General features: G+C 53.6%; 12 protein-coding genes. 6 read left to right on the forward strand and 6 right to left on the reverse strand.

Features of this window, described 5'->3' with window-relative positions:
* Positions 1-5 precede the first annotated feature (5 nt).
* A complete protein-coding gene (locus tag METMI_RS0118030; RefSeq protein WP_198007942.1) occupies positions 6-974 on the reverse strand; it encodes an MASE1 domain-containing protein in 969 nt (322 codons plus the stop codon).
* A 575-nt stretch (positions 975-1549) separates the two neighbouring features.
* Here METMI_RS0118030 and METMI_RS0118045 point away from each other — a divergent pair.
* The 5 genes from METMI_RS0118045 (at position 1550) to METMI_RS0118065 (ending at position 7985) form a co-directional block, all read left to right on the forward strand.
* Complete coding sequence (locus METMI_RS0118045; protein ID WP_029151785.1) at positions 1550-2599, forward strand: response regulator; 1050 nt, start codon at positions 1550-1552, stop codon at positions 2597-2599.
* Between the two features lie 111 nt (positions 2600-2710).
* On the forward strand, positions 2711-4036 hold the full coding sequence (locus METMI_RS0118050) for a serine hydrolase domain-containing protein (protein WP_019867706.1): 1326 nt from the start codon (positions 2711-2713) through the stop codon (positions 4034-4036).
* Between the two features lie 14 nt (positions 4037-4050).
* Entirely contained in the window at positions 4051-4884 is an 834-nt protein-coding gene (locus METMI_RS0118055) for a substrate-binding periplasmic protein (protein ID WP_019867707.1), read from the forward strand.
* A gap of 13 nt (positions 4885-4897) precedes the next feature.
* Entirely contained in the window at positions 4898-5686 is a 789-nt protein-coding gene (locus METMI_RS0118060) for a substrate-binding periplasmic protein (protein ID WP_019867708.1), read from the forward strand.
* A 16-nt stretch (positions 5687-5702) separates the two neighbouring features.
* A complete protein-coding gene (locus METMI_RS0118065; protein ID WP_019867709.1) occupies positions 5703-7985 on the forward strand; it encodes an ATP-binding protein in 2283 nt (760 codons plus the stop codon).
* Between the two features lie 86 nt (positions 7986-8071).
* On the opposite strand, the gene METMI_RS0118070 is transcribed toward METMI_RS0118065, so the two are convergent.
* The 5 genes from METMI_RS0118070 to METMI_RS0118090 all read right to left on the reverse strand — a co-directional run bounded on the left by METMI_RS0118070 (position 8072) and on the right by METMI_RS0118090 (position 13600).
* On the reverse strand, positions 8072-9604 hold the full coding sequence (locus METMI_RS0118070; protein WP_019867710.1) for a GTPase family protein: 1533 nt from the start codon (positions 9602-9604) through the stop codon (positions 8072-8074).
* A gap of 2 nt (positions 9605-9606) precedes the next feature.
* Positions 9607-10782: a YcjF family protein gene (locus METMI_RS0118075; RefSeq protein WP_019867711.1), complete on the reverse strand. Its 1176-nt coding sequence runs from the start codon at positions 10780-10782 to the stop codon at positions 9607-9609.
* Positions 10783-10873: 91 nt separating this feature from the next.
* Complete coding sequence (locus METMI_RS0118080) at positions 10874-11404, reverse strand: M48 metallopeptidase family protein (protein ID WP_019867712.1); 531 nt, start codon at positions 11402-11404, stop codon at positions 10874-10876.
* A 340-nt stretch (positions 11405-11744) separates the two neighbouring features.
* A complete protein-coding gene (locus METMI_RS0118085) occupies positions 11745-12227 on the reverse strand; it encodes a YajQ family cyclic di-GMP-binding protein (protein WP_019867713.1) in 483 nt (160 codons plus the stop codon).
* Between the two features lie 140 nt (positions 12228-12367).
* Positions 12368-13600, reverse strand: a complete 1233-nt coding sequence (locus tag METMI_RS0118090) for a multifunctional CCA addition/repair protein (protein WP_019867714.1) — start codon at positions 13598-13600, stop codon at positions 12368-12370.
* Between the two features lie 151 nt (positions 13601-13751).
* Between METMI_RS0118090 and METMI_RS0118095 the strand changes: the two genes are divergently transcribed.
* On the forward strand, positions 13752-14783 hold the full coding sequence (locus METMI_RS0118095) for a hypothetical protein (RefSeq protein ID WP_019867715.1): 1032 nt from the start codon (positions 13752-13754) through the stop codon (positions 14781-14783).
* Positions 14784-14815 lie beyond the last annotated feature (32 nt).

Genomic DNA, 14815 nt, shown 5'->3' on the forward strand with positions numbered 1-14815 from the left:
GGTTCCTAATAACAGGGTAAGGTGATTTGCCGGGAAAAGATGGCTCCCCGCCCGCACCGGTGTAAACCATTCCCACCGTTTTTTCCAGAGCCAAAGCTTGCATGAGGCAAAATGGAGGCCAATACCGAACCAATAGCTGATGACACGAGCGTGTAGAACCAGAAATTGGCCACGCCTTTGTGAAAATCGCCCGCGCCGAAATAACCGACATGCCGGATTAGCCCCAACAAGCCTTGTACCGCTATGACCAACAGGATTAGCAAAGCGCCGTGTGATTCAAAGCGGACGGCCCCCCACACTAAAAACACGAACATCCAAAAACCCAACATCGGCTCCAACACATCATTAAACCAGCCAAGAAAAATGATCTGCCCGAAGAGCCAGCTCAAGCCAAAACAAGCGATGGTTTCCAGCACCCGATCCGCTTTGAACCAACCGATAGGCGGTTGCCGCCACACCAAGATTAGCGGAGCCATCAAAACGATGCCTAGAAAATCGCCCTGCCACCAGTTAAGCCCGATCGAGAGATAGTCCTGTGCCGTTAAAGGCCCGGACAACCGTAAGGCGCCCGTGCCGATCACCGCGCTCACACATGAGCTGACCATACCGGCCGCACCTACGATAAAATAATTTTTAGGGTCTTTTAGGACAAGGTCAAAATGGCGGTTGCGGGCCAACAGCCAAAACCCTGCCAATGCTTCCAAGGTGTTACCCAAGGCGATAAAGGTGGAGATGGCCAGTGGATTGCCGGTCATGAAGCTGCCAAGCAATGCCCCGATAAAAACACCTGGCCAGTATTTTTTACCGCCTATCAGCAATGCGGCGAGTGCGAGGCCGCTACAAGGCCAAACGATGGAAACCCAGCCGTTAACGGAAAAAAAACTGATGGAAATTTTCGCAAATACTGCGTATACGGCGGCCAGAAGCGCTAATTTGAGTAAATAAGGCTTATAAGAAGCTGTTATGTGATCCAAGCATACACACCGTAGGATAAGTTGATGTTTTTGAAGTTTAACAATGATCATGGAAATTGTACAAACGGATATTCATATCGGACAACGTAGATCTGGCCGCCCCTTTTTGTGGCCCATCATCTATCATTTTTGTTTAGTGGTTTTTGCGCTTTGGCGGTATTGCCATGTCCAATAAGCCAATCAAAGGGCACGCCGCCCATTGGCGGTTTTGTAGTTTTGGTTTTTATTAAGGCTAGGCAGCTTCGCTTAAGCCCGCGGATGTTGAACGGCAATTTTCTGGCCCTTACCCGCGTTATCCTAAAATTATTGATAGGCCGCCTTTGCGCCGGACTGGAGCCATCAGTGTCAAATCCAATTCCAAAGAAGGATAAACCAACCAATGGACATGGCTTTGGCAGTTTGTAGCGGGCGCTTAACATCAGCTACAATGGGAAGGCACGGCTGCATTCTTGATCCCTCCATCATCCCCAATCAACACCGGCCCAAAGCACCTTTGCCGCCTAACGACGGGAGTTGGCGTTTTGCAGATGTATGTCATAGGACATGACAAAACTTTAACTATGGCCCTGATGCTCATGGATACGAAAAACGTTGAAATATTGATTGTTGATGACACCCCTGCAAACTTGCAGTTGCTGGCGGGCATACTCAAGGATGAGGGTTACAAAGTCCGCCCGGCGTCCAGCGGCAGGATAGCCCTGGACGCCATCGCCAAAAGGCTACCTGACCTGATCCTGCTCGACATCAAAATGCCGGAAATGGACGGTTACGAAGTCTGTGCGGCACTGAAGGGCAACCCGCTCACCGCACCTATCCCCGTGCTATTCATCAGCGCCCTGACCGACGTCAATGACAAACTCAAGGCCTTTAGTGTCGGCGGCCTTGATTACATCAGCAAACCCTTCCAATTTGAAGAAGTGAAGGCCAGGGTTTCCACCCACCTGCAATTGAAGGCCTTGCAAAACCAAATGGAGCAGAAGATTGAAGAAGGCATCAACAAGATCCAGGCGCTTAACCAGGAAATCCTTGACACCCAACGCGAAGTGATCCTGACCCTGGGCGAAATTTGCGAGACACGCTCCCATGAAACCGGCCTGCATGTCAAACGGGTGGCGGACTATTCCTACTTGCTGGCGCAACTGTCTGGCTGCGCCGACGCCGAACTGATCAAACAAGCCTCGCCTATGCACGACATAGGCAAAGTGGCGATACCGGACCGCATCCTCAACAAACCCGGCCCATTGACCCCGGATGAATGGGAAATCATGAAAACCCATAGCCAACTAGGTTTCCAGATGCTATCGGTGTCCAGCCGCCCGCTGCTTAATTTGGCGGCGATCATCGCCCACCAGCATCATGAGAAATGGGATGGCAGCGGCTACCCGCAAGGCCTGAAAGGTGAAGATATCCACATCGCCGGGCGGGTGACCGCCATTGCCGATGTCCTGGATGCTTTAGGCCATAAGCGTTGTTATAAGCCCGCTTGGGAACTCGACAAGATTTTGGCCTTGTTTAAGGAAGAACGGGGCAAGCATTTTGATCCGGCGTTAATCGACTTGTTTTTCAATCATCTCGACCAGTTTTTGGCCATCATTGAACACTACCGGCAATTTGAGCATGACTGAAGCCCGACAAGGGCCTGCCCCCTGCCGAAACGGTGCGGACCTAGCCGGGCGGCTGGTCTGCCGTTGACCCCCATCACCACCCGGCTGAATTTAATCGGCGAAGGAGCATCCATGAACAAACGGCTTTGGCTATTTCTGGCGCTATTTTTGGCGCAAACCACAGGGTTTGGCAAAGGCCCGCCAAGCACCGTCAAACCGGAATCGGTAGGCCTGTCTGCGCCGCGTTTGCGGAACATTGACCGCCTGATCGACCAGCATATCGGGGAAAAGAAAATTGCCGGTGCGGTGGTGCTGGTGGCGCGCAAAGGCAAGATCGCCTATTTTCGCGAAGCCGGGCTGGCCGACACCGGCAAGCCGATGCAAAAGGACACCATTTTCAGGGTCGTGTCCATGACCAAGCCGCTCACCAGCACCGCCATCATGCTGCTGTATGAGGAAGGCAAGCTATTGCTGTCTGATCCGGTCTCCAAATACATCCCCGAATTCAAGGGTCCGAAGGTGCTGGAACTGCAACCGGAAGGCTCGGCATCCGAATACAAGCTAGTGCCTGCGCACCGTGAGATCAGCATCCGCGACCTGCTCACTCATACCTCCGGCCTGCTCTATCTGTTCCCCAACAATTATTACCACGAGCGCGAACGGCAACTGGTGGTCGATTTTTATAAGGAAGCCGGGATTACCGACGGTTTTTGCCGCCCTAACGAGACCATCGGCGACATGGTCAAACGGCTGGCGCGTTTGCCGCTGTACAAACATCCGGGCGAAGTCTGGGATTACAGCCTGGCCAGCGACGTGCTGGGCTACCTGGTCGAGGTGGTGTCCGGGATGCCGTTCGATCAATTCATGCAGAAACGGGTTTTCGGGCCGCTGAAAATGCGCGACAGCCATTTTTACATCCCGAAAGAAAAATTGGGGCGCGTGGCCGCAGTCTGGAAAAGTGATTGGCAAGGCTCGCTAAACAAAGTGACCGGGCCGATGATAGACCGCGATCTGGCGCTGTGCCCGTCCGACGCCTATGCCTTGTCCGGCAAATACCTGACTGGCGGCGGCAATGTGTTGTCAACGGCTTACGACTATTACCGCTTCGCGCAAATGCTGCTCAACAAAGGCGAGCTGGACGGCGTGCGCCTGCTCAGCCGCAAAACCGTGGAACTGATGACCGCGACCAACCATATCGGCAACTTCGACGCGACCTTCCTGCATGACCACGGCTGGAAATTCGGCCTGGGTTTTGCGATCCAGCAAGACCGCGCGCATGATGTCGATGCCGGCGATGTGGGCGTGTTTGAATGGGCGGGGATTTATTCGACCCGTTTCAGCGTCGACCCTAAAGAAGACAAAATCACCATTTTCATGTCGCAAACCTCACCGTTTAACCTGCATTTCAATTTGTGGGATAAATTGCTGGTGTTGTCGGGTTCGGCGATTAACGATTGAACGGAGGTATTTCGATGGATATTAAAAAACGGCCCGCACGGCTGGCGGTCTTGTTGTTGGCCATAGCGGTTTGCCCCGCCAGTGTTTGGGCCACCGGGCCCCGCATCAAGCAAGATTTGTTCACGCCCAACGCCAACGTCATTTATGCGCTGGATTTCCCGCCGTTCATCACCACGGAACTGGCGGGCGGCGGCATCGCCATTGAGCTAGTGAACACGGTGCTGCAAGCGGAAAAAATCAACGCCCCGATCAACACCCTGCCGTCACCCCGGATGCTGGCCTACTATATTTTGCAGGAAAAGGCCTTGGCGGCAGTCGGCGGCCATTTGCATTTTACGGCCGAAGAGCAGAAGTCACTGGTCTTCGTGCCGCTGTTGCGCCTACAAGAACACTACTATGTTTACCGGCCCAAACATCCCCAAGGCCTGCCTTGGCAAGGGGACTTGAAGGCCTTGGCAACATACGTCTATGGCGCCAACCAGAAAGAAGACGTGGCCGCCTACCAACAAGCCGGGGTCAAAGTCGAAACCGGCAACACCTTGACCTTGTTGGAAAAACTAAAGGCCGGGCAGGTCGATTTTATTGGCGGCCCGGAACTGGCGATCAATTGGTATCTGGACAGGAACTTTGCGGCTGACAAAGACAAGTTCAGCAAGTTGGAGCCCAATGCCGGTGAAGGGACGCTATTTATTATCTTCAACAAAAAGCATCCGCAAGGCGAAACCTTGGCTAAGCAATTTAAGAAAGGCCTCGCAGCCCTCATCGCCAATGGCCAATATCAGGCGTTGCTAGAAAAACAGTTGGGGGGCGGTGACGCCGTCAGCCGCTACAGCCTGCCGCTGCAATAACGGGCGGCAAGCCATGATACGCCTGTGCCTTTTGCTGTTGCTGCTGTTTCCGGGAGGGCCTGCTCAGGCCGGCACCATCGTGCTGGAAGCCAACGAAAGCCCGCCGTATTGGAGCAAATCCCTGCCCGGCGGGGGGCTAGGCAGCGAATTGGTGCAGGCGGTTTCCGAAGCCGCAGGCCTGCAAACCCGGATCGACTTTGTGCCCTTGTCGAGGATGATAGAAGATCGGGGCAACAACGATTTGGGCAACCCCGAATTTTATATGGCGCAACAGGAGTTCGCCGCGGTCATCCCGATTGCGGTGTCGGAAGCGGCGATTTTTTATTACCGCCCCCGCCACGGCCCGCCACCGAAAATCAACAGTTTTGACGATTTGAAACAATACAAAATCGGCGTGTTGAAAGGCACCCTGATCGACCGGCGGGCGTTTGAACAAATGGGGCTGCATTTTGAATCCAGCTATGCCCAAAGCTCGTTGTTCAAAAAACTTAAGCTGGGCAGGGTCGATCTGGTGTTTGAAATTGACTTGGTTGGCCAACAAATCCTTGCCCAATTGTTTCCTGGACAAAAAAATGATTTTGTCCGGCAACCGTTGCCCAACAGCATTTCCCCCATCGCCATCATGATCGACGCCGAATACCCGCAGGCCAACGAAATAGCGGCGCAATACCGGAAAGGCTTGGCGGCGATCATCGCCAATGGCCGCTATCGGCAAATTGCCGAAAAATACTACCCGGACGGGCAATTGCCCCCCGGTTGGTTCGCCCATTTACAGCGCTTCCAGCAGCTGTATGCTTTCTAACCGATACGGGTAGCGCATGAAAAAACGTCCGAAAAGCATCAAAACCCGTATCACCGTTTGGTTGCTGGCGGTTGTCGTGATCGGCTTGGCCCCTTACGAAATACTGAACTATATCCAGGTTGAACAGCGCCTGCACGGCGAATTGGAAAACCAAGCCGATAGGAAAATACTGCGCCTGAAAGAAAACCTGATCATTCCGCTGTGGGAAATGGATGAGGAATGGATAGGCAAGATGGTCGACGTGGAGATGATGGACAACAACGCCTATGCCGTCCAGGTCAGCGGCGGCGGGCCTGTCTTCGTCTCCCGGATGAGGGACGGGCGCTGGCAAGTGGTCAAAGGCGGCAACCCTCCCATAACCGGCGATTTCGTCGTGCGCCAGCAAGAGGTCTTGCACGACGGCACCCCAATTGGCCATGTGCAGCTTTATCTCAGCAAACATAGCCTACAGGGGCAATTGCGGAACGAAGCGTTGGCGGCGGTGACCCGGGCGGCGGCGCTGATTTGTTTGATCGTGCTGTTTTTAAGGATGGCCGTGAACCAACTGGTGGTCAAACCGCTGTTCCGGATTTTGGACGTGGTCAACGCCATCGCCAGCGGCAAGTATGATGTCACCTTTTCCGAGCAACGTAACGATGAACTGGGGGTGCTGGCATCGGGGATCACCCTGATGCTGGAAAACCTGCGCTTGCGTGAAACCGAACGTGACCTTGCCACCGCCGGATTGCAACAGGCCAACCAGCGGCTGGAATGGGAATTACAGGAGCGCACCAAAGCGCAAGCCGCGCTGAAAGAATTGAATGAAACCTTGGAGCAACGCATACAGGAACGGACAACGGATTTGCAGGTGAGCAACCGGCACCTGCAAGAAATGGGGGCGGTGCTTGAAAAAGCCAAAAACGACGCCGAAGCCGCCAATCGGGCGAAAAGCATTTTTCTCGCCAACATGAGCCATGAATTGCGCACACCGATGAATGCCGTGCTGGGTTTTTCCCGGCTGATGCAAGGCGATGAAGGGCTGACCGCGTCGCAACGTGAAAACCTCGACATCATCAACCGCAGCGGCAACCATTTGCTGGATTTGATCAACCAAGTGCTGGATATGGCCAAAATCGAGTCGGGGCGCATAGTTGTCGAAAATGCGCCGTTTGACCTGGGTGCGGTGATCCGCGACATCATTGACATGATGCACGAACGCGCCGAATCAAAAGGGCTCAGCTTAAACATAGACCAAGGCTCGTCATTTCCGCGCTTCGTCAGTGCCGATGCCAGCAAGCTGCGGCATATCCTGATCAACCTGCTGGGCAACGCGATCAAATATACCCTACAGGGCCAAGTGATCCTGAGGCTGGGCACGCAAGCGCCATCACAGGACGGCTCGTTGGTTCTGGTTTGCGAAGTCGAAGACACCGGTATTGGCATTTCCGGGCAGGATTTATCACAAATTTTCCATGCGTTCGTCCAGGTCGGCAAGCTGACGGACCAACATGGCACCGGTTTGGGGCTGGTCATCACCAAGCAATATGTGGAACTGATGGGCGGGTCGATTACGGTCAGCAGCCAGCCCGGTAAAGGCTCGCTATTCCGGGTTGAAATTCCGGCGGCCCGCGTACCCGAATCGACCATAGAAAGCTTCCATGGCTCCATCGCAAGCCGAGTGGTCGGCCTAGAACCCGGACAACCCGATTACAAGATACTGATCGTCGAAGACCGGGCCGAAAACCGCTTGTTATTGAAAAAAATCCTGGAGTCGGCCGGTTTTCCGGTGCTTGAAGCCACCAATGGCCTGGAAGCTGTGGAAGCCTTTAAGCGTTGGCATCCCGATTTTATCTGGATGGACCGGCGTATGCCAGTGATGGACGGGATAGAAGCCACCCGGACGATTTTAGCCTTACCGGAGGCGAAAAACGTCAAGATCGCGGCGATAACCGCTTCAGTGTTTTTGGAAGACCGGCAGGCCTTATTCCAAGCCGGTGCCTGTGCGATTATCAATAAACCCTACCGCAATGAAGAAATTTTTGATTGCATGGCCCAGCAATTGGGTGTCCGCTACCTCTATGAGGAAGGCCAGGGCAAGCCCGTCATGGATGACAGCTTGAGCCACGACGAACTGGCCAAGAAGCTGGAAGCGCTGCCTAAAGACTGGCTAAGGGCATTACAAACAGCGGCGGTTGAACTGGATGTCGAACAATGTTTGGAGCTTATCCACCAGACGGATCCGGTTGACCCGGCGTTATCCAGGCAGTTACAGGCATTAGTCAACCAATTTGATTTTGAAGGTTTGTTAAAGCTATTGTAAGGGAGGCCATGCTAAAGGCGAGCGCTGCCGCCCAGGTCGGACTTCCCGCCCCCCCAACCGGCCTATGCCCCCATCCGCCCCATTATTTACGGATCAGCTATTTTTAAAATCAATTGCCCCGCTTGCGATGCTTGCTTGCGCCATTGCCGCCAATAACTGGCCGTTTGTTGCTGGCGTAAACAGCGTAGATACCGCACCCGTTGGGCGGCATCCAAGTGCTCATGGATCAGTGGCATCAGGCCATCTTCCACATTGTAGGCAGCCTGCCCGGCGGCGAGGCATACGGGCACAACGCAGTCTAAAGGCAGGCTTAACTCGTGGGCGATCGCTTCACACGCCTGCCGGATAGTGTGGGCTTTGGCGTTGTCCGGCTGTTGGATATTGTAAGGCGGTTGCCATTCCCGCACGGGGCGCAAGCGGTCGATTTGCGTTGCCACGGCAATGATGACCGGTAACGTCTGGTTGGGGCATTGTTCCTGGAAATACTGGCGTATGGCCTCCAGCTGTTGCACATCGGCTAGCCGGGCGGCTTGCGCGGCATGGCACACCATTAAAATGACGTCGACCTTCGCCCATTCTTGTTTTAAGGCTTCGGAACTCTGCCCGTGGGCCAATCCGCCGTAACCCGCACTATCTAAGATAATGGCTTGTTGCAAGCCATCCCGCTCCAACAAATAGGGGACAATCCCTGCGGTGGTTGGCAGGACGCCTTCCGCACTTTTGATCTCGCCAAACAAGGCATTGATCAAACTGGACTTACCGCTGCTGACTTGGCCTAAAACCAGGAAACGCAGCGGTTCCATTGATAACCCATGCGTGGCGCTTTCAGCGATGTCTTGCCTTGAGGCGGTGCTTAACATCCCGGTCGGAACCATATCATCCAAAGTCAATTGGCCGCTATAAAGCTGGATCGCGTAATAGCCCAATTTGTTGATATAAGCACTAACCAGGCGTTTCGACAGCTCGTCCGTCACGGTATTCAGGCCTTTGGCAACCAACAACCCCCGCGCTTTCGCCAGTGCCGCGCCAGACCAGTTGAACAACCAGTTCCCGATACTGAAGGCCGATTTGAATTTATTCAGGGTATCGACCGCCTGCTTGGCGCGTAGCAAGTCGCCGACCAGCACGGCATGGCTGCCGGGGATTTTGTCCAGGACCTCGTGCTGGATGTCCCCGCACACCAAGACGATCAGCTTGAGCAAATACGGCAACGGAAATTCCAATACAGGATATGGGGAATCCGCATGGAAATGCCGAGCCACCAGCGTCAACACTTCGTTGGTCAGTTTTAGGGCCTTGCGGGTGTCGGTCAATACCCCCGTTTCGGTTTGCCAACGCTCGGCCAAAGGCTGAAGGTCTTGCCAAGCCAATTGGGCTTTATCCGGCCAGTTAGGATTTGCTTGGACGGTAAACGGCTCTATGAACACCGGCTTGGCGCTACGGCTGCGCCAGTGCAGCAAGCCGTACACCAGCGCGATATTGGCGGATAACATGCCCATACCTTCGTAAAGCCAACCCTGTTGCCATAACCAATAACCGCCCAAACCGGCCAACGCCAGCCAGGGCAATACCAACAGCACGGTGACCAAGAAACCAAAGCGCGTCAGTGACATGGGCATCGTTAATCTCCCCTTCTGTTGAGAAATTGCCGGGCTTGGGCGAAGGCTTCGTCATACGCTTGTTTTAACAGCGCATGATCAGGCAGGGCCCCGCGCCCGACACCATACAAATACACGCAAAAGGCTTTGCCCAACGCGTAAGTCATCGCTCCCGAATAAACGCCCGCCACCGCCGCACCGTACACAGGCACCAGTTTCAGCAATTCCCGCCCTAAAAAACCAAAGCCAGCACTGACACCGATCAGGCTGGTGAATTCGGCGTACAGCCTGCGGGTCAATTCCAAACCATAAATGGACGCGATGCTATGGAACAGTTTCGCTTGCACCGCCAGCACCAAAGGCAAACCTGCCAAAGGGACTGCACCCAAACCGACATTCAACACGGCATAACCGATCAGATGCGGATGGGCTTGCCTGGCATGAAAATCCAGCAAGGCCTTGTGGTGTTCAGTCCCGCGCAATAAGCCGATCACGCCTATGGGCAACGCGTTTTCAACCGCGTCCCATAAGGCATCCAGGCCATAATCGGCAGGTTCAAAACCATCGTCGGGCAAAGTGAAATCGACAGGGACAAAATGTGCCGGCACGGTTTTAAACCAATCACGCTGATGCAACAGCGCTTGTGCCAAGGCATGGGGCACTTGCGGCGGGAACGGGGATTGTTGAAAAGGATAAGGTTGCAAATGCCCGGCACCCCGGGCATAGCCTTCATGCAAAACGGTTTGCACCACGATGATGGGCCAGTCCGGGTGTTGCTTGTGGATGCCCAGCACGCTATCGACCACCCCGGCCTGGTTCATGTCCAAAGCGCGGAGCACCACGACCAATAAATGCGCCTGCCGGGCGCACCAAGCCAAATCTTCGCCAGGGTCATAAGCCGTTTCGCCTAAGCCGCGCGTGTCCAGAAAACGCAGCATCGGATGGCTAGCCGATGGAAAATCATAAAATTGCGAGCGTTTCGTACAGGCCTGGAAACCATTGCCAATTTCCGCCGCCCCATTGCCCGTCAAGGCGCGGATCAACGAGGTTTTCCCCGATTGGGTTTTGCCCAATAACCAAAACACCGGAATCGGCAAGCGTTGCCTGACTTCGTTGATTTTCGGATCCACGCCGCTGGCTTTTGGGCTAAAAAGCGCGTCGCTTAAACCTTTCCACGTCCAATTGCCGATCATATTCATACTGGTTGCTTTAACAGGTGATATTTGGAAACAGTAGCGGCAAGCGGCTACCCGCCTGATAGCTTTGGGGTTAAGTAAAACGGAGGGTATTTCAATAAAGCTTCCCCACCAAATCCAGGTAAGTCAGATACAGCCGCATATCAAATTCCAATTGATGGTAGCCGGGTTCCATATACTTGCATAAGTTATAAAACGCCTTGTTGTGCTGCTTTTCGCGTAAATGCGCCAATTCATGCACGACGATCATCCTCAGAAATTCAGGTGGCGACTGTTTAAAAACCGAACCGACACGGATTTCATGTTTCGCTTTCAAATTACCGCCCTGCACCCTGGATACAAAGGTATGCATGCCTAAGGCCTGGTGCAGCACATCCAGCTTGTCGTCGTAGGCCACCTTGCTCAACGGGTTGGATTGCCGGAGGAACTGGTTTTTCAGCTCCACCGTATAGTTGTATAAGGCTTTGTCTGTCCTGACATCATGGACAACCGGATATTTTTTTAACAACAGGCCAGCCAATTTATCGCTGTCCAGCAGCCCTTGCACTTGGTCTGTGACATTGGCCGGGTATCCGGCCAAATATTTTAAGGTGTCCATATTTTCAATACCGGAGCCAAAGGCCATAGGTGCGGCCTTTATGGGGGAAAGCGGGCATCATCAAGCAATTCTCATTATGACACCCAGCAGAGTGGCTTGTGGTGCTGGGATTGCGCTATCGCTTCATCCAGCCTACGACACTTACGGCCTATTTATGTAGATATTTTTCGGGTAGGTCAGGTCGCCTAAATGCGCCAACTGTTGGTAGCGGTAACGTAACCCGACAACATCCGAGCGGCAACCGTTGGGTTACGCTATTGCTAACCCAACCTACATAATCTAACAACAGAATGATTTTATTATCTTATTTATTAATTTAACGGCATTGGTTTCAATCCCCATCCTGCCCTAGGCATCATCAAGCGGGTCAATCCCGGAAATTCTCAAACTGCAAGGGCCTTTCCAGTTTTTCTTCGCGCAGCATTTGGATCACTTCCTGTAAATCATCGCGTTTTTTGCCGGTCACGCGGACTTGTTCGCCTTGTATCGCCGCTTGCACCTTCAATTTTTTGTCTTTGATCAATTTGACGATTTTTTTGGCCATCGCCGAATCCAAGCCTTGCTTTAAGGTAATTTCCTGGCGTAGGGACTTGCCGCTGCCTTTGGCTTCGCCGACTTCCATACAGGCGATGTCTATCCCGCGCCGGCTCAACTTGGCGCAGACGATGCTGAAAATTTGCTGCAATTGGAAGTTGGACCCGGAAACCATCACAATTTTTTCATCGGTCAGCTCCACCGAGGAATCCGTGCCTTTAAAATCAAAGCGGGTGTCCACTTCTTTGCTGGCTTGGTCAATGGCGTTTTTTACTTCGTGTTTATCAAATTCAGAAACAATATCAAAGGTTGGCATAGCGTTAGGTTTTGGCAAATAAATGGTTTGTGTGGTTTTTTTAACATCTCGAAGAACACGAAGGCCACGAAGCATTGCATAAAACTTCGTGGCCTTCGTGTGCTTTGCGGGTTGTTAAACGGATAAGGTTCGCCGTTATTTTACAACGATTTGTAAGTATTGATAGCGTCAGTGACCGCTAGTATCCGTAATTGGCGTATCGCCTCACCGATTTTTGCACCCTGCAGCTTGCCGTTGACGATGGTGGAAATGTCAATGGATACCGCCGCCTTAGCCGCCGCCCTGAACAATCCCGCTTGCGGATAAGGGCGGTTTTCAAACCCCGTCCGCCCCCGCGCATCGGCTTCGCAAGCCAGCAAAAAGCTTTCCAAGGTATTGGCGGGTTTAAACGCACCCAAGGCCGCCAGGGTGTCAGTCAAGGTGGACGGGCGCAAATCGGCGGCTTTGTGGCAATGCGTGTGGTACTGCATGACATGTTGCGCCAAGGCCTTAAAACTGTTGGGGATCCGCAAGCGTCCGCACATCGCTTCCAAAAGCGGCAAGCCACTGGTTTCATGCCCGTAATGATGCGGCAAATTATCTTTCGGCGAGAGCGCCTTGCCCAAGTCATGCACCAAAGCGGCAAAACGCACTTCGGGGCTGGCGGACAACGCAGCCGCCTGCTCCAGGCACATCAGGCTATGGATGCCCGTGTCAATCTCAGGATGGTATTGCGCAGGCTGCGGTACCCCGAACAGGTTGTCCAACTCAGGGAAAATCTTCGCTAACGCGCCACAGGCTTTTAGGGTCGTGAAAAAAGCCGCTGGTGTCTTCTCGTTAAGGGCTTTGGCCAATTCCGCCCACACCCGCTCGGACACCAAATAATCCACTTCGCCCGCGCCCACCATGGCCTGCATCAGCCCTAGGGTTTCCTCCGCCAAGGTAAAGCCCATGGCACCGTAACGGGCGGCAAACCGCGCCACCCGGAGGATCCGCACGGGGTCTTCGGCAAACGCGGGCGAGACATGGCGGAATATACGCTGCTGCAAATCCCGTTGGCCGTGGTAAGGGTCGATGACACGGCCGTCCGGCGCCATCGCCATCGCATTGATGGTCAGGTCACGGCGGATCAGGTCTTCTTCCAGCGTCACATCCGGCGCACTGTAGATACTAAAACCTTTGTAACCATGCGTGGTTTTCCGCTCCGTCCGCGCCAGCGCGTATTCCTCTTGGGTTTGTGGATGCAAAAACACCGGGAAATCCTTGCCGACCGGGCGGAAGCCTTGTTTCAGCAAGCTGTCCGGGGTTTCGCCCAGCACCACCCAATCCTGTTCGGTCACGGGAAGGCCCAGCAACTTATCACGCACTGCACCGCCGACGAGATATATTTCCATGGTTTGATCTTGGCTGATTAAGGGGTGGGGCTTAGGATAACATAGCTTTTGCCGATTTTTTGGGTCTGCGTGGGGCTATAAATTCAACAGCAATCCCCTTCCATCCATGTGATAAGCTGGGCTGGCCATTTTCTGACCCAAGGACATACCCATGACTAAAGCCTTAAAATTGACAGGCCTACTAATGCTGGTTTTAGCCGCCGCATTTTCGGCGGTAATGCTGGCAAACCGCCACACCTATTCATTTGCCCTTTGGGGCGACATGCCCTATGCCAGGAATGGCGACGGCGCCAAAGACGGTGAAAAAATGGCCCGTCTGGTTGCCAGCATGAACGCGGTGGAGCTGGCTTTTACCGTGTTTGATGGCGACACCAAGGATGGCTCCTCACCCTGCACGGACAATGCGATTGGCCAAGAAACGATGGATTTGTTCAACAAAATCAAAGCGCCCACAGTTTATGTGCCGGGCGACAATGAATGGGCGGATTGCCATCGCCTGAACAACGGCGGCTATAACGCATTGGAACGGCTGGATTATTTGCGTAAGACCTTGTTTGCTGACGGTTTTAGTTTTGGCCAAACCAAAATGCCCTTGCACCGCCAAGGCCCGGCGCGGGGGCTGTATGCGGAAAATGTCCGTTGGCTGAAAGGCGGCGTGGTTTTTGTAGGCTTGAACGTGCCTGGCAGCAACAACAATAAAGTCCATGACGGCCGTTGCCTCAACGATAAAAGCGCCCGCACACTAGCCGATTGTGCTGCGGATAACGCCGAATACCTGGCCCGTGATGCCGCTAACACCGCGTTTCTGCGTGAGTCTTTCCACATCGCCAAACAGCAACAGGCGGTGGGGTTGGCGGTGGTCATGCAGGCCGACCCTGGCTTCGACTTACCGGAAACCGAGGCGGATAATGAAAGGAAAAAAGCCGGTTTTGATGGTTACGACAACTTTTTGGCGGCCTTGGTCGCAGAAACCACGGCATTTAATGGCCAAGTGTTGTTGGTGCATGGCGACACGCATTTTTATAAAGTCGACAAACCCTTGATTGACCAAGCCCATTTAATAAAAAACCTCACCCGCATAGAAACTTTCGGTAGCCCGAATTTGCATTGGGTCAAGGTGTCGGTGGACATTAACAACCCGGATGTGTTTAGTTTCCAGCCTGTGTTTGTGCAGGGAAATTGACCAGGGCCTAACCCTATCAAAAGGTTTGTATG

Origin of the sequence: Methylovulum miyakonense HT12 (assembly GCF_000384075.1) — a bacterium.
GTDB classification, from domain to species: domain Bacteria; phylum Pseudomonadota; class Gammaproteobacteria; order Methylococcales; family Methylomonadaceae; genus Methylovulum; species Methylovulum miyakonense.

Bases quoted from the DNA above. Each gene is read 5' to 3' on its own strand.
- METMI_RS0118045 (WP_029151785.1), top strand. From the start codon at position 1,550: ATGGATACGAAAAACGTTGAAATATTGATTGTTGATGACACCCCTGCA.
- METMI_RS0118050 (WP_019867706.1), top strand. From the start codon at position 2,711: ATGAACAAACGGCTTTGGCTATTTCTGGCGCTATTTTTGGCGCAAACC.
- METMI_RS0118055 (WP_019867707.1), top strand. From the start codon at position 4,051: ATGGATATTAAAAAACGGCCCGCACGGCTGGCGGTCTTGTTGTTGGCC.
- METMI_RS0118060 (WP_019867708.1), top strand. From the start codon at position 4,898: ATGATACGCCTGTGCCTTTTGCTGTTGCTGCTGTTTCCGGGAGGGCCT.
- METMI_RS0118065 (WP_019867709.1), top strand. From the start codon at position 5,703: ATGAAAAAACGTCCGAAAAGCATCAAAACCCGTATCACCGTTTGGTTG.
- METMI_RS0118070 (WP_019867710.1), bottom strand. From the start codon at position 9,604: ATGCCCATGTCACTGACGCGCTTTGGTTTCTTGGTCACCGTGCTGTTG.
- METMI_RS0118075 (WP_019867711.1), bottom strand. From the start codon at position 10,782: ATGAATATGATCGGCAATTGGACGTGGAAAGGTTTAAGCGACGCGCTT.
- METMI_RS0118080 (WP_019867712.1), bottom strand. From the start codon at position 11,404: ATGGCCTTTGGCTCCGGTATTGAAAATATGGACACCTTAAAATATTTG.
- METMI_RS0118085 (WP_019867713.1), bottom strand. From the start codon at position 12,227: ATGCCAACCTTTGATATTGTTTCTGAATTTGATAAACACGAAGTAAAA.
- METMI_RS0118090 (WP_019867714.1), bottom strand. From the start codon at position 13,600: ATGGAAATATATCTCGTCGGCGGTGCAGTGCGTGATAAGTTGCTGGGC.
- METMI_RS0118095 (WP_019867715.1), top strand. From the start codon at position 13,752: ATGACTAAAGCCTTAAAATTGACAGGCCTACTAATGCTGGTTTTAGCC.